Here is a 22,949-nt window from a genome sequence, read left to right as displayed (position 1 = left end):
GCATCGCCATGACCGCACGTCCCGTCCTCTTCTCCGGCATGCAGCCGTCCGCCGACTCGCTGCAGATCGGCAACTACATCGGCGCGCTCCTGCAGTGGAAGGAGATGCAGACGACGCACGACGCCGTGTTCTGCGTCGTCGACCTGCACGCCATCACCGTCCCGCAGGATCCCGCGGCGCTCCGCGCGAGCACCCGGCGCACCGCCGCGCAGTACATCGCCGCCGGCATCGACCCCGCCGTCTCGACGCTGTTCGTGCAGTCGCACGTGTCGGCGCACACGGAGCTGGCGTGGATCCTCAACACGCTCACGGGGTTCGGTGAGGCCAGCCGCATGACCCAGTTCAAGGACAAGTCGCAGAAGCAGGGCGCCGACGCGACGACGCTCGGCCTGTTCGCGTACCCGACGCTGATGGCCGCCGACATCCTGCTCTACGGCACCGAGGTCGTGCCCGTCGGCGACGACCAGAAGCAGCACGTGGAGCTCACCCGCGACCTCGCCAAGCGCTTCAACGGGCGGTTCGGCGACGTGTTCCGGATCCCCGAGCCGATGATCCAGAAGGACACCGCCCGCATCTACGACCTGCAGGACCCCACGTCGAAGATGAGCAAGTCGGCGGCGAGCGACGCGGGCGTGGTGTGGCTGCTGGACGAGCCGGCGAGGACGGCCAAGAAGATCCGCTCGGCCGTCACCGACACGGAGCGCGAGATCCGCTTCGACCGCGGCGCGAAGCCGGGCGTCTCGAACCTGCTGACGATCCTGTCGGCCTTCGAGGGCACGGCCGTGGAAGCGCTCGAGGAGCGCTACGCGGGCCGCGGCTACGGCGACCTCAAGAAGGACGTGGCCGAGGTCGTCACGGGCGTCTTCGAGCCGATCCGCGCGCGGACGCTCGAGCTCCTCGACGACCCGGCCGAGCTCGACCGCGTGCTCGCCGGCAACGCCGCGCGCGCCGAGGAGCGGGCCGACGCCATGCTCGCCCGCGTGCACGACGCCGTCGGACTCGTGCGGCGCGCCGGCCGATGACCCTCCGGCTGGTCCTGCTCGACCTCGACGACACGCTGGTCGACCACCGCGGCGCCGTGGCCGACGGGATCACCGCGCACCTCGCCGCGCGCGGGTTCCTCGACGGGTCCGACGCCGCCGAGGTCGAGCGGGCCGTCGCGCTGTGGGTCGCGCTCGAGGAGCAGCACTACCACCGGTACCTCGCGGGCGAGCTCGACTACCAGGGGCAGCGGCGGGCGCGGGCGCGCGGGTTCCTCGCCGCCTGGGGAGCCGCGGACGCCGCGGCCCTCGACGACGACGCCGCGACCGACGCGTGGTTCGCCGGCTACCTGCGCGGCTACGAGGAGTCGTGGCGCACGCTGCCGGGCGCGCACGAGGCGCTCGACGAGATCGAGCGCCGTCACCCGGGCGTGCGCTTCGGCGTGGTGACCAACGGCGAGCGCAGCCAGCAGGAGCCGAAGATCGCCGCCGCGGGACTCACCGCGCGGCTCGACCCCGTCGTCTGCTCGGGCGACCTCGCGTTCACGAAGCCCGACCCGCGGATCTTCCTTCTCGCCTGCCGGGAGGCGGGCGTCGACCCGGCCGACGCGGTCATGGTGGGCGACCGGCTCCGCACCGACGCGCTCGGCGCGGCCGACGCGGGCCTCGCGGGCGGCATCTGGCTCGATCCCGACGCGGGCTCGGCGGATCCGGCGCGCGACCCCGCGGGCGACCCGGAGCGCGGCTGGCCGGACGTGCCGGCCGAGGACCGGGAGCGGGCCGAGCGCGCGGGCATCGCGCGCATCACCGCGCTCGGCCAGCTCGCCGAGGCCGTGGACGCGCTGATCGGCTCCTGAGGCCGGGCCGCACGTCGGCTCCGCGCATCCGCTCGGCGTCGCATCGCGTCATGCGCCGCGGTGCTCCCAGCCGCGTGGGCTAATCTCGAGGGATACACGTGCTCCGGGGTCGGTGGAAATCCGAGCCGGCGGTGACAGTCCGCGAACGGACGATGCGCGACCGGGTCCCCGGGAGCCTCGTCCGCCGATCCGGTGGGATTCCGGGACCGACGGTTAAAGTCCGGATGGGAGGCGCACGCGGCGCCAGCGACCCTGCCGGCGTCGAGGTCCGTCGACCGCGCCCGGAGTCCGTCCACGGACGAGGACACCATGCACGACGACCCGACGGCAGCCCCCGCGAGCGCGCTCGCGCACGCGGACGGCGACGGCGACGCCCTCGCGCGCGCCATGCGCCGCGGCCTCGAGCTCGCCGCCGAGGGACCCGCCTGGGGCGCGAACCCGCGCGTCGGGTGCGTGATCCTCGACGCCCGCGGCCGCGTCATCGCGGAGGGCCGCCACCGCGGGGCCGGATCCGCGCACGCCGAGGTCGACGCGCTCCGGCAGCTGCCCGCGGGCGGGGCGCGCGGAGCCACCGCGGTCGTCACGCTCGAGCCCTGCAACCACACGGGCCGAACCGGTCCCTGCGCGGCCGCGCTGGTCGAGGCCGGCGTCGCGCGCGTCGCCTACGCGGTCGCCGACCCGGGCGACCAGTCCTCCGGCGGGGCCGACCGGCTCCGCGCCGCGGGCGTCGAGGTGGTCGCCGGCGTGCTCGCGGAGGAGGCCGGGGCGTTCCTGCGGGTCTGGCTCGGATCCGCCCGCCTCGGTCGCCCCTTCGTCACGGCCAAGTGGGCCTCCAGCCTCGACGGGCGCATCGCCGCCGCGGACGGCACGAGCCGCTGGATCACCGGGCCCGCCGCGCGCCACGACGTGCACCGCCGCCGCGCGGAGGCCGACGCGATCCTCGTGGGCACCGGCACCGTGCTCGCCGACGACCCCGCGCTCACCGCCCGCCGGCCCGACGGGATCCCGTACCCGCACCAGCCCGCGCCCGTCGTGCTCGGCGACCGCGCGATCCCGGACGACGCGGCCGTGCGCCGCCACCCGCGCCGCCTCATCCGCCTCCCCGGACACGACCCGGCCGAGGCGCTCGCGGAGCTCGGCCGCCGCGGGATCCGCCACGTCTTCGTGGAGGGCGGCCCCACGGTCGTCTCCGCGCTCCTCGCCGCCGGGCTCGTGGACGAGGTGGTCGCGTACCTCGCGCCCGTCCTCCTCGGCGGCCCCCGCACCGCGACCGGCGACCTCGGCGTGCCGAGCATGCCGGCCGCCCACCGACTCACCCTCATCAGCACGACGCGGCTCGGGGACGACCTCCTCGTGACCGCGCGACCCACCACGGAAGGCCAGTGATGTTCACAGGGATCATCGAGGAGCGCGGACGCGTCCTCGCGCTCGACGCCGAGGGCGACTCCGCCCGGATCACGGTGGAGGCGCCGCTCGCGGTGTCCGACGCCCGGCACGGCGACTCCATCAGCGTCGACGGCGTGTGCCTCACGGTCGTCGGGCAGACGCCCGAGGGCTTCACCGCCGACGTCATGCGGCAGACGCTCGTGATGAGCTCGCTCGGGCGCCTCGCCGTCGGCGACCCCGTCAACCTGGAGCGCGCGGCGCGCGTCGGCGACCGGCTCGGCGGCCACATCGTGCAGGGCCACGTCGACGGCACCGGGCGCCTGCTGGCGACCACGCCGGGCGAGGCGTGGCGGATCCTCCGCTTCTCGCTGCCCGCGGACCTCGCGCCGCTCGTCGTCGACCGCGGATCCATCACGGTGCAGGGCGTGAGCCTCACCGTGAGCGCGGTCAGCCCCACCGACACCCCGGACGCCGACGCGTGGTTCGAGGTGTCGCTCATCCCCGAGACGCTCACCGCCACGACGCTCGGCGCGCTCGAGCCGGGCGACGAGGTCAACCTCGAGACCGACGTGCTCGCGCGCCACGTGCAGCGGATGCTCGCGCTCGACGCGCGCCGCGACGCGGCCGACGCCGAGGGGGTCCGCTCGTGAGCCTCGCCGACATCCCCGCGGCGCTGCAGGAGCTGCGCGCCGGCCGCCCCGTGATCGTCGTGGACGACGAGGGCCGCGAGAACGAGGGCGACGTGCTGCTCGCCGCCGAGTCCGCCTCGCCCGAGTGGATCGCCTGGCTCGTGAAGCACTCCTCGGGCTTCATCTGCGCCCCCATGACGAACGAGATCGCCGACCGGCTGGAGCTGCCGCTCATGGTGGCCGACAACCGGGATCCGCGCGGCACCGCCTACACGGTCTCGGTGGACGCGGCCGACCGGCTCTCCACGGGCATCAGCGCGTCCGACCGGGCGCACACCCTGCGCGTCCTCGCCGACCTCCGCAGCGTGCCGTCGAGCCTGCACCGGCCCGGCCACATCCTGCCGCTGCGCGCGGTGGAGGGCGGCGTGCGCGAGCGCGACGGCCACACCGAGGCGGCGGTCGACCTGCTCACGCTCGCAGGCCTCACGCCCGTCGGCGCGATCAGCGAGATCGTGCAGGACGACGGCGAGATGATGCGCCTGCCCGGCCTCCTCGCCCTCGGCGAGCGCGAGGGCGTGCTGGTCGTCACGATCGAGGCGCTCGTCGCGCACCTGGAGGAGTTCCACTGCGACCGGCCGCTGGAGCCCGCCGTCGAGATCCCCGAGGCGTCGCGCGTGATCTTCGAGGTCGAGACCACCGTGCCCACGACCCACGGCACGGTGCGGCTGCGCGCCTACCGCGACCGCACCACGGGCGCCGACCACGTCGCGATCGTCGCGGGCGACCCGCAGGCGCACGGCACGCTCGTGCGCGTGCACTCGGAGTGCCTGACGGGCGAGGCCCTCGGCTCCCTCAAGTGCGAGTGCGGGCCGCAGCTCGACGCCGCGCTCGACGAGATCCAGCGCACGGGCGGCGTCGTCGTCTACCTGCGCGGTCACGAGGGCCGCGGCATCGGGCTCGTCAACAAGCTGCGCGCCTACCGGCTGCAGGAGGACGGGCTCGACACGCTCGACGCGAACGTGGCCCTGGGGCTCCCGGCGGATGCGCGCGACTACGGCGCGGCGTCGGCGATCCTGCAGGAGATGGGCGTCGAGGACGTCCGCCTGCTCACGAACAACCCCGAGAAGGTGCGGCAGCTCGAGGCGCACGGCGTGCGGGTGACCGAGCGCGTGCCGCTCGTCGTCGGCGTCAACGCGTCGAACGCGGGCTACCTCGAGACGAAGCGCGACCGGATGGGGCACCGACTGGTGCTCGACACCGACATGCCCATCGGGACGGACGCCTACCCGGACGCCGAGGCGCCCGACGGGCTGCGCACCACCACGGCGACCGCCGCCACCACCACCACCCCTGAGGAGGAGACCGCATGAGCGGACACGGAGCACCCGAGATCGACCCCACCGCGCTCGACGGATCGGGGCTGCGCGTCACGATCGTCGCCGGACGCTGGCACGAGGAGATCAGCGCGGGCCTCCTCGCGGGCGCGCAGCGCGTGCTCGACGCGGCGGGCGTGACCACCACGGTGATCCGCGTGCCCGGCAGCTTCGAGCTGCCCGTGGTCGCGCGGGCGGCGCTCGACGCGGGGGCCGACGCGGTCGTCGCGCTCGGCGTCATCATCCGCGGCGGCACCCCGCACTTCGAGTACGTGTCCGACGCCGCGACGTCGGGCCTCACGCAGGCGTCGCTCCTCACGGGCAAGCCGATCGGCTTCGGGCTGCTCACGCTCGACGACGAGCAGCAGGGCATCGACCGCGCCGGGCTCCCGGGCTCGAAGGAGGACAAGGGCGCCGAGGCGGCCGAGGCCGCGGTGACGACGGCGCTGCTGCTGCAGGGCATCCGCGGGGCGTGATCCGCGCGGCCGGGCGCCACCCGCGGAGTCAGCGCGGGGCGTCCGGCCGGTCCTCGTCGGTCCGCGGACCGAGCGAGATGCCGCCGTCCGCGTCCCACCGGGGAGCGGCCTCCTGCTCCTCCTCGGTGGGCGACTCGGCGAGGCGGGCGCGCTCCTCGACCTCCTGCTGCGCCCATCGCCGCAGTCGCAGCACGCACAGGACGGCGAGCGCCGCGGCGGGGAGGGCGAGGTACCAGTACCCGGTGCCGAACGCGATCAGCGCGGCCACGCCGAGGGCCTTCGCGAGCGAGTCCATCAGCGTCCTGCGCACCTCGGGCTCCACGGGACTCCTCGTCTCGGCACGACGGCGGGTCCGGGGGCCGGATCCTGCGCGCGCCTCCCCCGACCCTACGGAACGCCGGCACCGGCGACCCGCTCGGCGCGGATTCGCTCCTGAGAACGGCTGTCACTAGGGTCGGGCGGTGCGCCGGATCGTCCGTCGCCGCGAGGAGGTCGGACGCCGCATGCCCGCCGGAGCCCGTCCTCGCCCCGCGGTGCTCCTCGGCAGCCAGCTGGTCTTCAACGTCGGCTTCTACGCCGTCGTGCCGTTCCTCGCCACCGTGATGCGCGACGACCTCGGCCTCGGCGCCCTCGCGATCGGCGTGGTGCTCGGCGCCCGCACCTTCAGCCAGCAGGGCCTCTTCCTCCTCGGCGGCATGCTCGCGGACCGGTACGGCCCGCGCCTCCTCATCACGGCCGGCTGCGCCGTGCGGGTCGCCGGCTACCTCGGCCTCGCGCTGGCCGCCGACCTGCCGGGGTTCCTCCTCGGCGCGATCCTCACGGGCCTCGGCGGCGCGCTCTTCAGCCCCGCGCTGCAGAGCCTCGTCGCCGCGGCGGACCTGCGGGCCCGGGAGACGCGACGCCCGGGTCGCCCGTCGCTGTTCGCGGCGCTCGTGCTGGTGGGCGAGGTCGGCGCCGCCACCGGTCCGCTCGTGGGCGCGGCGCTCCTCGGGCACGGATTCGCGACGACCGCCCTGTCGGCCGCCGGGCTCTTCACGGCGGTCGGGGTCGCCCTCTGGTGCGTGATCCCCGCGAGCGCGGTCCGCGCCGCGGCCTCGGGCGCGGCGGTCGACGCCGCCGACTCCGTCGCGCCCCTCGCGGCCGACTCCGATGCCCCCGTCGCCCGCGACCCGTGGGCCGCCGTGCGCGACCGCCGCTTCCTCGCCTACGCGGCCCTCTTCGCGGTCGACCTGCTCGCCTACAACCAGCTCTACCTCGGCCTGCCGCTCGAGCTCGGCCGGGCGGGCGCCGGGGCCTCCGCGGTCGGATCCGCCTTCCTCGCGGTCTCGCTCCTCACGATCGCGCTGCAGTGGCCGGTCGCGCTCCTCGCGCGCCGCATCGGGCCGGCGCGCGCGCTTGCGCTGGGCTTCGGCACGAGCGCGACCGGCTTCGCGGCCGTCGCCCTCGCCGCCGTCGTGCCGCCGCCCGCCGGCTCCGCGCTCGCGCCCGTCGCGGTCCTCCTCGTGTGCCTGACCCTCGCGCACATGCTCGTCGGCCCCGTGACCATGGAGCTCGTCCCCGCCTTCGCGGCCGGCCGCCCCACCGCCTCCTACTACGGTCTGCTCGCGAGCTGCGGCGGGGTGGCCGTGCTCGTGGGCGGGAGCGCGGTCGGCGCCCTGCTCGACGCGGCGCCGGCGCTCGCCTGGGGGATCCTCGCCGCGCTCCCCGTGGCCGCCGCCGTCGGCCTGCCCCGGCTCCTGCCGCGCTCGCCGACCGCGGCCCGCGCCGCGGACGCCCCGCCGACGTCGACGCCGACCCGCACCCCGGCGGGCTCCTGACGAACGGCCGCCCCCGCAACCTCCGCCCCCGGATTCCCAGCCGACTCCCCGCGAGGCGTAGGCTCGGGGACGGCCATCACGAGTGGCCCCCACGTCTCCGCCGCACCCGGCGCCCGCGCCCGACCGGCGCCCGCCCCTCCGCGCGCCCCTGCCGCTCACGCCGCACCAGCCGAAAGCCGTCCCACGCATGTCCACGACCCCTGCGGCCCGCGCCGCCGCCCCCACCGCCGCCACCCCGCCCGCCGGGAACTCGCGCTCCCGCGTCATCATCGCGAGCCTCATCGGCACGTCGATCGAGTTCTACGACTTCTACGTCTACGCGACGGCGGCCGTGCTCGTCTTCCCCGCCCTCTTCTTCGCCAACGACGACCCGACCGTCGCGCAGCTCGCGTCCTTCGCGGTCTTCGGCGTCGCGTTCATCGCCCGGCCCATCGGATCCATCCTCTTCGGCCACTTCGGCGACCGCATCGGGCGCAAGGGCACGCTCGTCGCGTCGCTGCTCACCATGGGCATCGCGACCGTCCTGATCGGCTGCCTGCCGACCGCGCTCACGCCCGGCTGGGAGGTCGCGGCCCCCGCGCTCCTCGTGATCATGCGCTTCGGCCAGGGCCTCGGCCTCGGCGGCGAGTGGAGCGGCGCGGCCCTGCTGGCCACCGAGAACGCGCCCGCCGGCAAGCGCGCGATCTACGGCACGTTCCCGCAGCTCGGCGCGCCCATCGGCTTCATCGTCGCCAACGGCGTGTTCCTCGCGCTGAGCCTCGGCCTCACCCCCGAGCAGTTCCAGTCGTGGGGCTGGCGCGTGCCGTTCCTCGCGAGCGCCGTGCTCGTGATCGTCGGCCTCTACGTCCGCCTCAAGCTCATCGAGACGCCCGCCTTCCAGAAGGTCGTCGACTCCGGCGAGGTGGCGAAGCTGCCCGTCGCGCGCGTGTTCGTCTCGAGCTGGCGCCCGCTGATCCTCGGAACCTTCATCATGCTGGCGACCTACACGCTCTTCTACCTGATGACGACGTTCACGCTCACCTACGGCACCACGGCGCGCGACGCCGCCACCGCCGAGGCCGCTGCGACCGCCGCCGGCAAGCCCTTCAACCCGGACACGTTCGCCGCGGGCCTCGGCTACGCGCGGAACGACTTCCTGCTGATGCTCATCGTGGGCGTCGTGTTCTTCGGCATCTTCACGATGGTCTCCGGGCCCCTCGCCGAGAAGTACGGCCGCCGCAAGATGCTCATCGCGACGACCCTCGGGATCCTCGTCTTCGGCCTGCTGTTCGTGCCCCTGTTCTCGGGCGGGTTCGTCGGCGCCATGGCGCTGCTGATCATCGGCTTCACCCTGATGGGCCTCACCTTCGGCCCCATGGGCGCGGTGCTGCCGGAGCTGTTCCCGACCAACGTGCGCTACACGGGATCCGCCATCAGCTACAACGTCGCCAGCATCCTCGGCGCCGCCGTCGCGCCGTTCATCGCCGTGGCGCTCTGGCAGCTGCTCGACGGGAACGTGCTGCTGGTCGGCGTGTACCTCAGCGCGATGGCGGCCATCACGCTCGTCGCGCTGATCATCAGCCGCGAGACGCGCGACGCGGACTACGCGGGGAACGTCAGTTGACCCACGTCATGTGAACGGCTGGCCCCGAGGGGCGGGGAGCGTCGGTACCGTCGGCGTGCCACGATCCGTGGCGTCTCCCCGCCCCCACCGACGGAAGCCACCGCCATGTCCGCTGCGCACGCGACCACCAGCCCGCCCTCCCCCGCTCCCGCGAACCCGCGCTCGCGCGTCCTCGTCGCGAGCCTCGTGGGCACGTCCATCGAGTTCTTCGACTTCTACGTCTACGCCACCGCCGCGGTGCTCGTGTTCCCCGCGCTGTTCTTCTCCGCGGCCGACCCGACGGTCGCGCTGCTGGAGTCCCTCGCCGTGTTCGGCGTCGCGTTCTTCGCCCGACCCGTCGGCTCCGTCCTGTTCGGCCACTTCGGCGACCGGTTCGGCCGCACCGGCACGCTCGTCGCCTCCCTCCTCACGATGGGCGGCGCGACGGTGCTCATCGGCTGCCTGCCGAGCGGGCGCACGCCCGGCTGGGAGATCGCGGCCCCCGCCGCCCTCGCGCTGCTGCGCTTCGTGCAGGGCCTCGGCCTCGGCGGCGAGTGGGGCGGCGCCGCGCTGCTCGCGACGGAGAACGCGCCCGCCGGCAAGCGCGCCCTCTACGGCACGTTCCCGCAGCTCGGGGCGCCCGTCGGGTTCCTCCTCGCCAACGGCCTGTTCCTCGTCCTCTCGCTCACCCTCTCCCCCGCCGACCTGCAGGCGTGGGGCTGGCGCGTGCCGTTCCTCGCGAGCGCGGTCCTCGTGGTCGTGGGCCTGTACGTCCGCGTGAAGCTCGTCGAGGCGCCCGAGTTCCAGGCCGTGCTCGACCGCGGCGCGACCTCCCGCCTCCCGCTCGGCCGCACGATCCGCACGGGCTGGCGCGGCCTCGTCCTCGGCGCGTTCGCGCTGCTGGCGACCTTCACGCTCTTCTACCTGATGACCACGTTCGCGGTCTCCTACGCCACCGCGCCGCGCACGGCGGAGGACGCGCAGGCCGCCGCCACGGCCGCGGGCAAGCCGTTCGACGCGGCCTCGTTCCACGCCGGCCTCGGCTACGCGCGCACCGACTTCCTGCTCATGCTGCTGGTCGGCGTCGTGTTCTTCGCGGCCGCCATCATGGTGTCGGGCGCGCTCGCGGGCCGGATGGGCGCCCGACCCGTCGTCCTCCGCAGCGCCGTCGGCATGGTCGCGTTCGGCCTCCTGATGGAGCCGCTCCTCGCCGCGGGCCTGCCCGGCACGCTCATGTTCATCGTGCTGGGCTTCGTGCTCATCGGGCTCGCGTACGGCGCGGTCGGATCCCTGCTGCCGGCCATGTTCGCGGCCGACGTCCGCTACACCGGCGCCTCGCTCGCGTTCAGCCTCGCGGGCATCATCGGCGGGGCGGTCGCGCCGTTCATCGCCACCTGGCTGTGGGGGCTCGCGGGCGGCAGCGTCTGGCTCGTGGGCGTGTACCTCAGCGTCGCCTCCGCCCTCTCCCTCGTCGCGCTCGTCCTGCTGCGCGAGCACGGCGAGGGTGCGCCGACGGCGGAGGCGGCCACCGCCGACGTCGTCAGCTGACGATGGCCGACCGGTCCGCCGCGCTCACCAGGCGCGGCGGACCGCGTCCGCCCGCTCCCGCATCGCGGCGGATCGCCCGTGCACCAGCAGGCCGAGCGCGACGGCGGCCGACGCCGGGAGCACCACGGGCTGCAGGGCGAGCAGCAGCAGGAGCAGGGGGCTGATCCCGTCGGCCGCCGGGAGGATCCTCCCGGCGACCGTGCCCAGCAGCCAGGAGAGGCCGACGGCGCCGCCGAGCACCAGGAGCGACACCCGGGCGAGCGGCTCGAGCAGGCGCCCGCGGGCCACGACCACGGCGAGCAGCACGAGGGCGAGCACGCGGATCGCGTCCACCCCCTCCGACAGCGCGACGACGCCCGGCGGCGCGACCGCGGCATCGGACGACGAGACGTCGACGACGGAGCTGATCACCCCGCTCACCACGGCCGCCGCCACCACCACCGCCGCGTGCACCAGCACCGCGATCCCCGCGACGCGCGACGCCCGGAGGAGCCCCGGCTCGCCGCGCACGCCGCGCGCGAGCACGACCGCGGCGACCACGGCGAGGAGCAGCGCGAGCGCGTCGACCACGGGTCCCTGCAGCACGACGGTCGAGTCCATGTCGGGCGTCGGCTGGATCCGGAACCCGCCCAGCAGCGACGGCTGCAGCAGCAGCGCCCCCGCGGACGCGACGCCCGCCACGAGCGTCGTCCTCCGTGATCCGCTCATGGCCGTCGTGCGCATCCGATCCCCCGTCGCCGTCGATCCCCCGAACCTAGCGCCCGGCCGGCGCGCGCGGCAGGTCGCGCCGCGGCCCGTCCGGGGGTCGCCGCCCGGGCTCCGCCCCGCTATCGTCGCTGGCATGCAGCCCTCCGCCTCGCCCCGGGTCGTCGCGGTCGCGCGCGACGACGCCCACCGCTTCTCCAAGCCCGTCCGATCGTCCATCAACCTCCTCGCCGGCCTCGGCGTCGAGGGCGACGCGCACCTCGGCACCACCGTGCAGCACCTGTCGCGGAAGCGACGCGATCCCGACGCCCCGAACCTCCGCCAGGTGCACCTCGTCCACGCGGAGCTGCACGAGGAGCTCGCGGGCAAGGGCTTCGCGGTCGGACCCGGCGACCTCGGCGAGAACGTGACCACGGCGGGCGTCGCGCTCCTCGACCTGCCGGAGGGCACCCGGCTGCACCTGGGCGACGAGGCCGTGGTGGAGATCACGGGCCTGCGGAACCCCTGCATCCAGATCGACGGGCTCGGCACGGGCGCGATGAAGGCGGTGCTCGACCGGGACGCCGACGGGAACGTCGTGCGGAAGTCGGGCGTGATGGGCGTCGTGATCACCGGCGGCGAGGTCCGTCCCGACGACGCCGTGCGCGTGGAGCTGCCCGCGGGCGCCCACCGCGCGCTGCAGCCCGTGTGATGCGGGCGGACGCGAGGGCGGTCGTCGGCTCTGCCGCGCTCCTGCTCGTGGGCCTCGTGGTGGAGGCCGTGCGCCGGCGTTCCCTGCGCCGCTGATCCGGGGACGCGCGCCCCGTTCGCGGGGCTGGCCGCGACGGCGCCCCGGTGCGAGGCTCCCCCCGACGCGGGACGGACCGCGAGGACACGGGGACGAGCATGACGACGACGCGACGCGGATGGCCGGGCCTGGCGCTGGCCCTGGCGCTGGCCCTCGGAGGGGCCGCAGTGACCGGACCCGCGGGTCCCGCGGAGGCCGCGACCGCGGCGTCCGTCCCGTTCGCCGCCGCGCCCGTCCCCGTCATCGCGGGGACCGCCGCGGTGGGCGCGACGCTGGAGCTCCAGCCCGGCTCGTGGGATCCCGCTCCCGACCTCTCCTTCCGCTGGTGGGCCGACGACGTGCTCATCCCCAGCGCCACCGGCGGGTCGCTCGTGCTGCGTCCCGCGGACCTCGGGAAGCGGATCACGGCCACCGTCACCGCCACCCGGCCGGGCTACGCGACCACCTCCCGCACGAGCGCCGCCACCGCCCGCGTCGCCGCACGCGCCACCGGCATCTCCGACAGGGCGCCGGTCGTCGCGTACGACTTCGTGTTCGCGACGGAGCAGGCCGCCGTCCGCGTCCTCGCCACCTTCGACGACCGCGGCCTCGACGTCCGCCAGCGGCACTTCGAGTACCAGCTCGACGCATCCGACGCCTGGACGCCCGTCGACGCGCAGTCCGACTCGTGGTCCATCGAGGGCGACGTGCCCCTGCCCGCCGGCGACCACGTCATCCGGTGGCGCGCCGTCGGCGTGCTCGACGGCGTGCGCGTCGTCAGCGCCGCGAGCGACCCGCAGACGCAGCGGGCCTACGGCCTGCCCCTCCCGAGCACGCCCACGGCGACCGTCTCGGGCCCGTACATCACCTTCTCGTACGACATCCGCGAGGCCCTCAACGGCTGGCCCCTCGAGCGGGGCACGACGATCGTCATCACCGGCCGCGAGCCGTTCGCGCCCGCCGAGGCGGCCGGCTCGGTCACGGTGTTCGCCGGGTACGGCAGGACCCTGGCCTTCGACCTCCACTACGGCGCCGGGATCTTCGGCTACGACACGCGGGTCGAGGCGACGACGGCGGCGGCGCCCGCCACGGATCGGACGTTCACGTCCACCCCCGCGCCGGCCGTCGTCGGTGTCGCGAAGGCGGGCGCGGTGCTCCGGGTCCGCACGGGGCTGTGGCAGCCGCAGGCCGTCGACCTCGCGTACCGGTGGAACCGCGACGGCCGCGCGATCCCCGGCGCGGACGGGCCCGCGTACACGGTGACCGAGCGGGACCGCGGCGCGCGGATCACCGTGACCGTGACGGGCACGAAGAGCGGCTACGCCGCGGTGTCGCTCACCTCCGCCCCCACGCCCCGGGTCCCCGTCGCCGCGCGCTGACGGACGCGGCGTCCGCCCGCCTCCGGGCGGACGCCGCGCCGGGGCGGGGCCGGTCAGCTCCGGCAGCCGCAGCTCTCGCGCACGACGAGCTTCGTGCCGAGCCGGAGCGTGACGGGATCGGCCGGCTGCGGGACGCTCGTCGTGTCGATGAGGATGCGGGCCGCCGTGCGCCCCATCGCCTCCATCGGCTGCCGCACGGTCGTGAGCCGCGGCGTCGAGAGGAGGCCCGCGAGGATCCCGTCGAAGCCCGTGACGACCACGTCGCCCGGTACGGCCACGCCCTCGGTGCGCAGCAGGTCGACGAGCGCGAGGGCCAGCTGGTCGCTCGCGCAGACGAGCGCGCGCGGGAGGCGTCCGGCGCGGAGGGCGGCCATGACGCCGCCGAAGCCGGATCCCTCGCCGAGCACCGTGTCGTCGAGGACCTCGTCGGGCGCGGCGACCCCGAGCTCCGCCAGCGCGGCGAGGTACCCCTCGAACCGCTCCCGGTAGTCGCCGACGGTAGTGGCGCCCACGAACCCCAGGTCGGTGATCCCGTGCTCGACGACGAGGTGACGCACCAGCTCCCGCGCTCCCCCGGCGTTGTCGGACGTGACGCGGTGGTGGCCGTCGTCGGCCGGCGGGTAGCTGAACAGGACGATCGGCATCCGCAGCGACACCCGCTTCAGCGACGCGGCCGCCGACGGGCCGGGGAAGATGGCCAGGCCGTCGACGCGGCCGGCGGACTCCGCGACCGCCGTGGCGGTGTCGCTGCCGCGGCTGAGCATCACGGGCCGGTCGTGGGCGCGGCACTCGAGCTCGAAGCCGCGCCGCACCTCGTCGACGTAGAGGGGGAACGCGCGCGGGTCCGCCGCGATCTCGCCCGCCTCGTCCCAGGGGATGAACGTGCGGCCGGGCGCGTACGGCACGCGCGCGGCCGCCGCGTCGTCGGCCGGCGCGGGCTCGGCCGGCTCGCGCTGCAGCGGCCGGTCGATGAGGAGGTCGAACGAGTGCAGGCCGAGCGCGCCCGTGCGCCCGCGGGCGAGGCCGCGGGCGGACGCGCTCGGCATGTAGCCCAGCTCGCGCGCCGTCTCGAGCACGCGCTCCCGGGTCGCGCGGCTGATCTGGTCGGGTCGGCTGAACGCGAACGACACGGTCGCGATCGAGACCTTCGCGCGTTCGGCGACGTCGTAGACCGTGGGGCGTCGGGGGCTCATGCGACCGTCCTCTCTCCTGGAAGCGTAGGCGAGGCGGGCGCCGCCGACCGCGACCGCGGGTCGGACGCGGGGCCGCTCAGAGGATCCGGAGGCCGTGGTGCAGCGGGAAGACGGGCTCCTCCGTGTCCGACGGCACGTCCGTCCGCGACGCGCGCACCGCGTCCATCGAGCGCGGGATCTCCACGGGCAGCCGTCCCACGGGCGCGATCCGCCCCGAGAGCGCGTCGAGCACCGCCCGGTCCGAGCTGCCGTAGTCCACCGCGAGGGCGGAGGCGAACGGCAGGAGCGGCGTCATGATCGCCGGGCGGTCGAGCGCGACGACCACCACGAGCGGGCAGCGGTCCGCGATCCGCCGCAGCCGGTGCACGAGACCGGGCGGGAACTCGAGCGAGCCCTGGTGGAACCACGCCTCGAGGAAGAGGTCGGAGCGCGGCTCGAACGGGGCGCCGAGCCGCACGATCGCGAGGTCGGCGTCCTCGGGGCGCGCGGCGGGATCCGCCCAGCCCTCGAGCGCCTCCGGCCGGAGCCCCTCGACGTGGACGCGCAGCCGGGGCCCGTCGACCGGGAGCGGCAGGGTCGGCCGGCCGTCGACCACGCGGTTCTGGAGCACGGTGACGGACGCGGCCTGCGCGCGCGACCCCAGCTCCAGGAAGTCGGCGCGGCCGACGATCCGCTCCGCCGCGTCCTCGTCGACGTACGGGTCGTCGAAGAGCCCCAGCCGGAACTTCACGAGCAGCAGGCGGCGCACCGACTCGTCGAGGCGCGCCTCCGTCACCCGACCGTCGGCCACGAGGTCGAGCAGGACGTCGACGCACTCCTCGCCGCCGAACTGGTCGCAGCCGGCCTCGATGATCCGCTGCATCCGCTCGTGCGGCGTCAGCTCCTCGACGCCCCACGCGCGCGCCGGCAGCACCTGGTCGCCGACGTGGTTGTCGTTCACCAGCTCCCAGTCGGTGACCACGACGCCGTCGTAGCCGAGCTCCTCGCGGAGGAGCCCCGTGATGACCTGGCGGTTGAAGCCGAAGCCGACCGGCTCGATCTCGACGCCGTCGCGCACGAGGCCCTCGGGCATGCCGTAGTACGGCATCATCGCGGCGGTGCCGCGGGCGATCGCCTCCCGGAACGGCCGCAGGTGGTACTCGAACATGCCGCCCGGGTACACCTGCTCGCGGCCGTACGGGAAGTGCGCGTCCTCGCCGTCCTTCTGGGGGCCGCCGCCCGGGAAGTGCTTGGTGGTGCAGGCGACGCTCGTGGACCCGAGCTCGTCGCCCTGGAACCCCTCGAGGTACGCGGCCGTGAACTCGGCGACGCGATCGGCGTCGTGCCCGAGCGTCTGCGCCTGCCGACCCCAGCGCGGCTCCGTGGCGAGGTCGATCTGCGGGTGCAGCGCCGCACGGATCCCCACGGCCACGTACTCCTGCCGCGCGGTGTCGGCGAAGGCGCGGATCGCGTCGACGTCGTCGAGCGCCGCGAGGCCGAGCGCCTCCGGCCACTGCGAGAACGGGCCGGCCGAGAAGGCGACGCCCGCGTTCTCCACGAAGGCATGCCGCGGATCCGTGCTCACGGTGACGGGGATCCCGTGCGGCGTGGACTCCGCGAGCTCCTGCAGCCGGTTGCTCCAGCGCGCGGCCTGCCGGGCCGTGCGGATCTCGTGCACGTTGAAGTGGTTCATGCCCTTGCCCACCACGACCTCGGTGGTGCCGGACTTGGAGATCGCGCCCGGCTCCTCCTTCAGCTCGCCGTCCTCGCCGACCTCGATCACGGTCTGGAACATGAGGCCGGCCTTCTCGGCGAGGCTGAGGCGGCCGACCAGGTCGGCGGTGCGCTCCTCGGGGCTGCGCCGCGGATCCTCGTAGGGCGCCATCACCCCGTCGCCGTCGAGGTTGCGGAACCGGGTGCCGTCGGGGGCGGTGAGCAGGGGGCGCGGGGCGCGGGGCATGGGGGTCTCCATCGGTCGGAGGCGGGCGGGGGTCACTTGAGGCCGGCGGTCGCGACGCCCTGGATGAAGTAGCGCTGCAGGAACACGAACAGGGCGAGGATCGGCGCGATCACCAGCACGGATCCGGCGAGCAGCAGGCCGTAGTCGGTCGCGTTCTGCCCGGTCGAGTACAGCGACAGCGCGATCGGCAGCGTGTACATGCCCTCGGTCTGCGCCGCGACGAGCGGCCAGAGGAAGTTGTTCCACGAGGCGAGGAACGTGAGGATGCCGAGCGTCGCGAGCGGCGGCCCGCACAGCGGCATCACGATGCGGGAGAAGATGCGGAACTCGCCCGCGCCGTCGAGCCGGGCGGCCTCGATGAGCGCCTCGGGGATCCCGAGCATGAACTGCCGCATGAGGAACACCCCGATCGGCGCCGTGATGAACGGGAGGATGAGCGCCGCGTACGTGTTCACGAGGCCGAGCCCCGAGACCATGACGAACAGCGGCACGAACGTGACGACGCCGGGCACCATGAGCGTCAGCATCACGGTGAGGAACAGCAGCCGCTTGCCCGGGAAGTCCATCTTCGCGAGCGCGTAGCCGACCATCGAGCAGAACACGAGGTTGCCGAGCACCGTGACGAGCGCGACCACGAGGCTGTTGGAGAAGAAGGTGCCGAAGTCGAGCGGCCCGAACCACTGCGCGAAGTTGTCGGCGACGGGATCCTCGGGCCACCACGTCGGCGGGCGCTGCAGGATCTCGCCCTGGGTCTTCACGGAGCCGAGCGCCATCCAGACGAACGGCACGAGCCAGACGCAGAGCGCGCCGGCGAGGACGAGGTAGACGATCGCGCGGGCGCGACGCCCGCGATCGGTGCGCCGACGGCGGGGCGGGGTGCCGCCCGCGGCGTCGGCGACGACGGCCGGGGCGGCGGGGGCGGATGCGGTTGTGGTCATGCGCGTGCCTTTCAGTCCTTCGACCGCAGCAGCCGGAACTGCAGCAGGCTCAGCAGGGCGATGGCGAGGAAGAGGACGTAGCTCGCCGCGGAGGCGAGGCCGTACTCGCCGAAGCCGAACTGCCGGTACGTGTAGTACGCGACGGACAGCGTGGAGTCGAGGGGGCCGCCGCGGGTCATCACGAACGCCTCCTCGAAGAACTGCAGGAAGCCGACCGAGATGAGCACGGATCCGAGCAGCAGCGTCGGGCGCAGCAGCGGCAGCGTCACCGAGATCAGGCGGCGCCAGGGGCTCGCGCCGTCCATCACGGCCGCCTCCTGGACCTCCTCGGGCACGGCCTGCAGGCCGGCCAGGAAGATGATCATCAGCGTGCCGACGTTCCGCCACACCGCCATGACGACGAGCGAGGGCAGCGCCCACGTGGTGTCGCTCAGCCAGTTGGGGCCGTCGATCCCGATGCCCGCGAGCGCGGTGTTCAGCAGGCCGTCCGGCTGGAGGATGTAGCGCCACACGACCGACACCGCGACGATGCTCGTCACGACCGGCGCGTAGAAGCCGACCCGGAAGAACGAGACGATGCGCCCGCGGCCCGAGTTGAGCGCGAGCGCCAGCGCGAGGGCGGTCACCATCGTCACGGGGATCCCGACGACCACGAAGAAGGCCGTGACGCCGATGGAGCGGAGGAACGTGGCGTCCGTGAAGAGCTTCGCGTACTGGTCGAGGCCGACGAAGTCGACCGCGAACGGCGAGCGGATGTCGGTCGCCCGGAAGTCGGTGAACGACATCGCGAACGAGCTGACGAGCGGCACGAGCATGAAGACCGCGAACACGGCCACGAACGGGAGGCAGAAGCCCCAGGCGATGAGGGCCTGCCGGCGCCGCTGGCGTGCGACGAGCGGGGACCGGGTGCGGCCGGGACGGATCCCGGCCGCGCCCTCTGCGGTGACGGCCAACGGCTACTCCGCCGAGCCGATGGAGTCGGCGTCCGACTGCAGCTTCCGGAGCGCATCGGGCACGCTCGAGGTGCCGCGGCGGATCTGCTCGAGCGCCGAGTCGGCGGCGGATCCGACCTTGACCCAGTTCGTGCTCACGGGCACCGACTTCGCCGTCTTCAGCTGCTCGCCGAAGGCCGCGAGGGTGGGGTCGCCCTGCAGCGCGGGGTCCTGCCAGGCGGCCTGGGACGCGGGCAGATCACCCGTGGCCGCGTACCAGGCGGCCTGCGTGGCCGGCTCGTTCAGCCACCGGGCGAGCTTCCAGGCGGCGTCCTGGTTCTCCGCCTGGTCGAACACCACGAGGTTCGCGCCGCCGCTGAACGACGTCGACGACTCCTTCGCCGGCAGCACCGCGGTGGTGAACTTCGACGCGAAGCCCTCGCCGCCGACGGTCTTCAGCTGGCCGATCTCGAACGGGCCCTCGATGAGCATGGGCGTCGATCCGTCGACGAACGAGGACTCCTGCGCGCCGGAGGAGACGTCGACGTCCGGGTCGGCGATGCCGTCCGCGAAGAAGCTGCCGTAGTACTCGTAGGCCTCGCGCATCTCCGGGGTGTCGAGGGTCCACTTCGCGCCGTCGGCGATCTCGGCGCCGTTCGACCACGGCATCCACAGCGTGCCCTGGAAGGCGTCGTTGCCCGCGGGCAGGCGGATGCCGTGCTCGGCGCCGGCCTTCGTCCGCATGTCGGACGCCATCTGCTTGAGCTCGTCCCAGGTCGTGGGCGCGCTCGTCCAGCCGGCCTTCGCCGCGAGGTCGGTGCGGTAGTAGAGCACACGGGTGTCGACGTACCACGGGATGCCGGCGGCGCGGTCCTCCACGGTGTTCGTCGCGAGGGCGCCGGGGAACGACCCGCTGGCGTCGAGGTCGGTGGGGACGGTGCTGAACGCGTCGGCGAAGTCCGCCATCCACGTGGAGCCCATCATCGCGATGTCGGGCGTGGTGCCGCCCGCGATGGCGGTCTGGATCTTGTTGTGCGCGGCGTCCCACGGGATGGCCGTGACGTCGACCTCGACGTCGGGGTTCTGCTCCTCGAAGGCCTTCAGGAACGCGGGCAGGGCCTCGCCCTCGGCGCCCATCGCCCACATGGTGACCTTGCCGGTCGCGGGCCCGGAGCCGAGGGTGGTCGCGGCGGCGGGGCCTGCTCCCTCGTCGGACGACCGGCCGCAGCCGGTCAGCGCGACGGTGGCCGCCAGCACGGTCGCGACCGCGCCGAGACGCATGGATGTCTTCACGTGTTCCTCCTTGAACGAAGCGCCCGCGTCGCGAGCCGGATGGTACTTATGCGCATAAGTAGCGCAGCGCGTCGAGTATCACACGCGCATCCGGGCGGGGGCAAGCGGCGGGGGCGGACGCGGCGGCTCCGGGCACGCCGAAGCGCCCGGCGCGACCTGGAGGTCGCGCCGGGCGCCGGGTGATGCGGTGGTGCGGGTGGTGCTGCGGGTCAGCGGCGGACGGTGCCGTCCGCGTCGCCGTCCACGTCGATCTCCTCGTGGCGGACGTCCTCGGTGACGCGCTCCTCGTCGGTGACGGTCTCGGTGCCGAGCTTCACGCGCTCGACCGGGACCGTCTCCTTCTCGACCACGGGGCGCTCCTCGGTGAGGATCACCTCGTGCTCCTCGTCGCTGAGGTCGGGGCCCGCGGTCGCCGATCCGACGTTCGCGTCCGTGATGGGCTCGCGCTCGAGCCGCACCTCCTCGTGGCTGACGGGGACCGTGACGGTCTGCTCCTCGGTGACGACGTGCTTGCGCAGGCGCGCACGGCCCGTCTCGCGGCGCTCGGTGCCGACGTGCAGCTGCTCCTCGGAGCGCGTCATGGCGTCGTCGGTCGTCGGGCCGGAGGTGTCGTGCCCGACGATGCCGTCGCGGTCGCGGTCGCGGTCGGCGTCGACGCCGCGGTCACCGAGGACGCCCGCGCGGTCGTCCTGGTCGTCGAGGCCCGACGTGCCGGCGCCGGTCGTGGTGGTCGACGCGGATCCGGATCCGATGCCGTAGTAGGAGTAGAGGCTGTCCTCCTCCTCCTCGCTGAGGGCGCCGTCGGACTCGACGCGCGGCGCGTCCTTGACCTTCGCCTTGTCGTAGCCGACCACGAGCGACTCGCGGTCCCAGGTGGCCTCCTGGAGCGGGACGAAGGACTCGGACGTGCCGAAGAGGCCCGTCTTGACGGTCGCCCAGAGGGGCTGGTCGGTGTCCGGGTCGACGTAGACCTGGCCGACGGTGCCGATCTTGTCGCCGTCGGTGTCGTGCACGGGGGCGCCGACGATGCTGCCGATGTCGTGGGAGTCGATCACGATGCTCTCTCTTCCTGTGGTGGTGTCCGCCGGGGGACGGCGGTCGTGCCTTCTGTCGGGTGCGCCGGATGGCGCGGGCGGCGGGTGGTGGCCCGCCGGGTCGGGGGTCGGCTCAGCGGCCGAGGCCGGCGCGGTCGACGCGTCGGTGGAAGCGCATGCCGGCGAGGCCGCCGAGGATCGCGCCGACGAGCGCGACGACGGCGACGACGATCGCGGTGATGATGCCCGCGATCGTGAGGTCGCCCTCGGAGACGGGGATGCGCGGGAACCCGTTCAGGTTCCGGAGCACGTCGAACTGCGATCCCGCGACGGCGGTGAGCACGGCCACGACGATCGCGATGAGGATCGCCCAGAGCCAGACGGCGAGGCCCTGCTTGGCGCCGTCGAAGCGCGCCATGCGGCCCGCGACGTAGCCGCCGCAGTAGTACGCGATGAGGATCACGACGAGGAGGGCGATGCCGCCGGCCCAGCCGATGGTGTCCGCGCTCTGCTGCGCGTCCGCGGCCGCCTGGCCGGCGTCGCCGCCGTTCGCGCCGAGGCCGACGGCGGCGCCGGTCGCGGCGACGAGCGCCGTGAGGATCACGGCCGTGCCGGTCGCGGCGAGCCAGCCGAAGAACGCGGAGCCGAACTTGATGCCGCCGAAGCGCTCCTTCTCGCGCGCGACGACGTCGTGCCGGAGCGACGTGGTCTCGCCCGCCGGGACGGCGGCGGTGTCGCGGTCGTCGCGCGGGGTGTCGCGCGGGGTGTCCGAGGTGCTCATGGGGTGCCTTCCGTGGCGTGGGCTCCGGGTCGGAGGTGTCCGTCCCGGTGTCCTCCGGACGCTACGCGCACACGATCCGTTTGAGGGCTAACGATCCGATCGCGCAGCGGATGCGCGGTCCGCCTGTTGCAAATCGGCGAGCCGTGCGCGGATGTCGGCGACACGCAACGAACGGCCGGGCCCCGCGTCGCCGTGTCGGGCCGATGTCGTGCGCTCGTCGGGTCGTCGTCGTGGTGCTCCCGCCCTGGAGCCGACAGGGTGGGGGCATGGACGGGACACGGGTGCAGCGGCTGCGGCGCGAGCACGGGTACACGCAGGAGCGGCTCGCGGAGGCGAGCGGGATCACGGTGCGCACGGTGCAGCGCATCGAGGCGGGGAACGACGCGAGCCTCGAGACGCAGGCGCTGATCGCGCGGGCGCTCGGGGTGGACGTCGGGGAGCTGCGCGCGCCGGCGGCGGCGGCGCATCCGGCAGCAGAGGATCCGACGACGCGCGCGGCCGACCTCGCCCCTCCCCGGCACGACGCGGACGAGACGGCCCGCCAGCAGGAGCGCCGCGACGCCGTGCGCGACGGCGCCCGCTCCCTCTACGCAGGGCTCGGCGTGATCGTCACGCTCGCGGTCGTGCTCGCGATCGCCGCCGATGCGCTGCCGAATCCGGCGATCGCGATCGTGCCCGCGTACTGGGCGGGCGGCTACCTGCTGGCGAACGCGGCGTACCTGCTCCTCCTCGGCCCGCGCCTCGACCGGGCGCACCCGCTGTCGCGGGACCGGGATCCGCATGGATCCCGCGACCGGCTCGGCTAGGCCGGCTCCGCCCCGCCCGGCTCCCCCGCGGCGCGCTCCTGCCGCGCGGCACGGTCGCGGTGATCCACCCACGCCATGACGCTGCTGTCGACGCGGTCGAACAGCTGGACGCCCGCCTCCAGCTCGCCGACGTCCCACAGGAGGGGGCTCGGCTGGTCGTCGAACGGCCGCCGGGACGCGCCGAACGCGGCGGTGAGGGCCGTGACGAGGTCGTCGTGGTCGCGCCGCACGGCGGGGTCGTGCGGGCCGCCGTGCCGCGCGAGGATGAAGCCGACGCTCGTGACCTCGCCCGCGTGCGTGGCGTACGACAGGTGGGCGACCGCGTCGGGACCTCCGGACAGGACGTGCCGCGCGGAGGCCGGGCACCACGCGTCGACCTCGCCCGTCGGGTGCACGCCCCGGCCCGCGAGCATCCGCTCGGCCTCGGCGGCGTCGCGCGGCCACGGCGGCGTCGCGAGCGCGCGGAGGAACGCGACGACGGCCGCGGTGTCGCGGCCCGGGCCGCCCGGGCCGTCCGCCGCGTCGGCCACGGGGA

General features: G+C 74.6%; 22 protein-coding genes and 1 riboswitch. Of the genes, 12 read left to right on the top strand and 10 right to left on the bottom strand.

What is annotated here, in order from left to right; genetic code table 11:
• Window positions 1–8 precede the first annotated feature (8 nt).
• The 6 genes from trpS to ribH all read left to right on the top strand — a co-directional run bounded on the left by trpS (window position 9) and on the right by ribH (window position 5,701).
• On the top strand, window positions 9–1,022 hold the full coding sequence (gene trpS / locus H9X71_RS04450) for a tryptophan--tRNA ligase (protein ID WP_191148506.1): 1,014 nt from the start codon (window positions 9–11) through the stop codon (window positions 1,020–1,022).
• A complete protein-coding gene (locus H9X71_RS04445; protein ID WP_191148505.1) occupies window positions 1,019–1,837 on the top strand; it encodes an HAD family hydrolase in 819 nt (272 codons plus the stop codon). The genes trpS and H9X71_RS04445 overlap by 4 nt, the downstream gene beginning before the upstream one ends.
• Before the next feature lie 95 nt (window positions 1,838–1,932).
• A riboswitch (FMN riboswitch) is annotated at window positions 1,933–2,077 on the top strand.
• Between the two features lie 69 nt (window positions 2,078–2,146).
• On the top strand, window positions 2,147–3,223 hold the full coding sequence (gene ribD / locus H9X71_RS04440; protein WP_191148504.1) for a bifunctional diaminohydroxyphosphoribosylaminopyrimidine deaminase/5-amino-6-(5-phosphoribosylamino)uracil reductase RibD: 1,077 nt from the start codon (window positions 2,147–2,149) through the stop codon (window positions 3,221–3,223).
• Window positions 3,223–3,873 carry a riboflavin synthase gene (locus H9X71_RS04435; protein ID WP_191148503.1) on the top strand — a complete coding sequence of 217 codons (651 nt, stop codon included), beginning with the start codon at window positions 3,223–3,225 and terminating at the stop codon, window positions 3,871–3,873. Before ribD ends, H9X71_RS04435 begins: the two co-directional genes overlap by 1 nt.
• Entirely contained in the window at window positions 3,870–5,222 is a 1,353-nt protein-coding gene (ribA, locus tag H9X71_RS04430; protein ID WP_191148502.1) for a GTP cyclohydrolase II, read from the top strand. The genes H9X71_RS04435 and ribA overlap by 4 nt, the downstream gene beginning before the upstream one ends.
• Window positions 5,219–5,701: a 6,7-dimethyl-8-ribityllumazine synthase gene (ribH, locus tag H9X71_RS04425; RefSeq protein ID WP_191148501.1), complete on the top strand. Its 483-nt coding sequence runs from the start codon at window positions 5,219–5,221 to the stop codon at window positions 5,699–5,701. The genes ribA and ribH overlap by 4 nt, the downstream gene beginning before the upstream one ends.
• Window positions 5,702–5,729: 28 nt before the next feature.
• On the opposite strand, the gene H9X71_RS04420 is transcribed toward ribH, so the two are convergent.
• Window positions 5,730–6,023, bottom strand: a complete 294-nt coding sequence (locus H9X71_RS04420; protein ID WP_191148500.1) for a hypothetical protein — start codon at window positions 6,021–6,023, stop codon at window positions 5,730–5,732.
• A 139-nt stretch (window positions 6,024–6,162) separates the two neighbouring features.
• Here H9X71_RS04420 and H9X71_RS04415 point away from each other — a divergent pair, with 139 nt between their 5' ends.
• The 3 genes from H9X71_RS04415 (at window position 6,163) to H9X71_RS04405 (ending at window position 10,648) form a co-directional block, all read left to right on the top strand.
• Entirely contained in the window at window positions 6,163–7,518 is a 1,356-nt protein-coding gene (locus H9X71_RS04415) for an MFS transporter (protein ID WP_244961788.1), read from the top strand.
• A 187-nt stretch (window positions 7,519–7,705) separates the two neighbouring features.
• Window positions 7,706–9,121, top strand: coding sequence for an MFS transporter (locus H9X71_RS04410; protein ID WP_191148499.1), 1,416 nt, complete (start codon window positions 7,706–7,708; stop codon window positions 9,119–9,121).
• Between the two features lie 105 nt (window positions 9,122–9,226).
• Window positions 9,227–10,648, top strand: coding sequence for an MFS transporter (locus H9X71_RS04405; RefSeq protein WP_191148498.1), 1,422 nt, complete (start codon window positions 9,227–9,229; stop codon window positions 10,646–10,648).
• A gap of 24 nt (window positions 10,649–10,672) precedes the next feature.
• On the opposite strand, the gene H9X71_RS04400 is transcribed toward H9X71_RS04405, so the two are convergent.
• A complete protein-coding gene (locus H9X71_RS04400; RefSeq protein ID WP_244961786.1) occupies window positions 10,673–11,356 on the bottom strand; it encodes a hypothetical protein in 684 nt (227 codons plus the stop codon).
• 133 nt (window positions 11,357–11,489) lie between these two features.
• On the opposite strand from H9X71_RS04400, the gene H9X71_RS04395 reads away from it, so the two are divergent.
• Window positions 11,490–12,044, top strand: coding sequence for an MOSC domain-containing protein (locus tag H9X71_RS04395; RefSeq protein WP_191148496.1), 555 nt, complete (start codon window positions 11,490–11,492; stop codon window positions 12,042–12,044).
• 263 nt (window positions 12,045–12,307) lie between these two features.
• Entirely contained in the window at window positions 12,308–13,498 is a 1,191-nt protein-coding gene (locus H9X71_RS04390) for a hypothetical protein (protein ID WP_191148495.1), read from the top strand.
• A 53-nt stretch (window positions 13,499–13,551) separates the two neighbouring features.
• Here H9X71_RS04390 and H9X71_RS04385 read toward each other — a convergent pair whose 3' ends face one another.
• The 7 genes from H9X71_RS04385 to H9X71_RS04355 all read right to left on the bottom strand — a co-directional run bounded on the left by H9X71_RS04385 (window position 13,552) and on the right by H9X71_RS04355 (window position 21,608).
• A complete protein-coding gene (locus H9X71_RS04385; RefSeq protein ID WP_191148494.1) occupies window positions 13,552–14,691 on the bottom strand; it encodes a LacI family DNA-binding transcriptional regulator in 1,140 nt (379 codons plus the stop codon).
• Window positions 14,692–14,767: 76 nt separating this feature from the next.
• Entirely contained in the window at window positions 14,768–16,630 is a 1,863-nt protein-coding gene (locus tag H9X71_RS04380; RefSeq protein ID WP_191148493.1) for a glycoside hydrolase family 3 protein, read from the bottom strand.
• A 32-nt stretch (window positions 16,631–16,662) separates the two neighbouring features.
• Window positions 16,663–17,568: a carbohydrate ABC transporter permease gene (locus H9X71_RS04375; protein WP_191148492.1), complete on the bottom strand. Its 906-nt coding sequence runs from the start codon at window positions 17,566–17,568 to the stop codon at window positions 16,663–16,665.
• 11 nt (window positions 17,569–17,579) lie between these two features.
• A complete protein-coding gene (locus tag H9X71_RS04370; protein ID WP_204568950.1) occupies window positions 17,580–18,521 on the bottom strand; it encodes a carbohydrate ABC transporter permease in 942 nt (313 codons plus the stop codon).
• Window positions 18,522–18,524: 3 nt separating this feature from the next.
• Window positions 18,525–19,793: an extracellular solute-binding protein gene (locus H9X71_RS04365; RefSeq protein ID WP_204568951.1), complete on the bottom strand. Its 1,269-nt coding sequence runs from the start codon at window positions 19,791–19,793 to the stop codon at window positions 18,525–18,527.
• Window positions 19,794–20,002: 209 nt separating this feature from the next.
• Window positions 20,003–20,848, bottom strand: coding sequence for a DUF2382 domain-containing protein (locus tag H9X71_RS04360; protein ID WP_191148491.1), 846 nt, complete (start codon window positions 20,846–20,848; stop codon window positions 20,003–20,005).
• A 112-nt stretch (window positions 20,849–20,960) separates the two neighbouring features.
• A complete protein-coding gene (locus H9X71_RS04355; protein ID WP_244961785.1) occupies window positions 20,961–21,608 on the bottom strand; it encodes a hypothetical protein in 648 nt (215 codons plus the stop codon).
• 266 nt (window positions 21,609–21,874) lie between these two features.
• Here H9X71_RS04355 and H9X71_RS04350 point away from each other — a divergent pair, with 266 nt between their 5' ends.
• Window positions 21,875–22,414, top strand: a complete 540-nt coding sequence (locus H9X71_RS04350) for a helix-turn-helix transcriptional regulator (protein ID WP_191148490.1) — start codon at window positions 21,875–21,877, stop codon at window positions 22,412–22,414.
• On the opposite strand, the gene H9X71_RS04345 is transcribed toward H9X71_RS04350, so the two are convergent.
• Window positions 22,411–22,944, bottom strand: a complete 534-nt coding sequence (locus tag H9X71_RS04345; protein ID WP_191148489.1) for a hypothetical protein — start codon at window positions 22,942–22,944, stop codon at window positions 22,411–22,413. The genes H9X71_RS04350 and H9X71_RS04345 overlap by 4 nt on opposite strands.
• Between the last annotated feature and the right edge of the window lie 5 nt (window positions 22,945–22,949).

This window comes from Clavibacter zhangzhiyongii (genome assembly GCF_014775655.1).
GTDB lineage: Bacteria > Actinomycetota > Actinomycetes > Actinomycetales > Microbacteriaceae > Clavibacter > Clavibacter zhangzhiyongii.
The sequence above is the reverse complement of the archived record's forward strand: the minus strand, read 5'-3'. Positions and strand labels throughout refer to the sequence as shown.

Coding starts and splice junctions, on each gene's coding strand:
- H9X71_RS04385 (WP_191148494.1), bottom strand. CDS start 14,691: ATGAGCCCCCGACGCCCCACGGTCTACGACGTCGCCGAACGCGCGAAG.
- H9X71_RS04405 (WP_191148498.1), top strand. CDS start 9,227: ATGTCCGCTGCGCACGCGACCACCAGCCCGCCCTCCCCCGCTCCCGCG.
- H9X71_RS04410 (WP_191148499.1), top strand. CDS start 7,706: ATGTCCACGACCCCTGCGGCCCGCGCCGCCGCCCCCACCGCCGCCACC.
- H9X71_RS04350 (WP_191148490.1), top strand. CDS start 21,875: ATGGACGGGACACGGGTGCAGCGGCTGCGGCGCGAGCACGGGTACACG.
- ribD (WP_191148504.1), top strand. CDS start 2,147: ATGCACGACGACCCGACGGCAGCCCCCGCGAGCGCGCTCGCGCACGCG.
- H9X71_RS04445 (WP_191148505.1), top strand. CDS start 1,019: ATGACCCTCCGGCTGGTCCTGCTCGACCTCGACGACACGCTGGTCGAC.
- H9X71_RS04400 (WP_244961786.1), bottom strand. CDS start 11,356: ATGAGCGGATCACGGAGGACGACGCTCGTGGCGGGCGTCGCGTCCGCG.
- ribH (WP_191148501.1), top strand. CDS start 5,219: ATGAGCGGACACGGAGCACCCGAGATCGACCCCACCGCGCTCGACGGA.
- H9X71_RS04395 (WP_191148496.1), top strand. CDS start 11,490: ATGCAGCCCTCCGCCTCGCCCCGGGTCGTCGCGGTCGCGCGCGACGAC.
- H9X71_RS04435 (WP_191148503.1), top strand. CDS start 3,223: ATGTTCACAGGGATCATCGAGGAGCGCGGACGCGTCCTCGCGCTCGAC.
- trpS (WP_191148506.1), top strand. CDS start 9: ATGACCGCACGTCCCGTCCTCTTCTCCGGCATGCAGCCGTCCGCCGAC.
- H9X71_RS04355 (WP_244961785.1), bottom strand. CDS start 21,608: ATGAGCACCTCGGACACCCCGCGCGACACCCCGCGCGACGACCGCGAC.
- H9X71_RS04375 (WP_191148492.1), bottom strand. CDS start 17,568: ATGACCACAACCGCATCCGCCCCCGCCGCCCCGGCCGTCGTCGCCGAC.
- H9X71_RS04380 (WP_191148493.1), bottom strand. CDS start 16,630: ATGCCCCGCGCCCCGCGCCCCCTGCTCACCGCCCCCGACGGCACCCGG.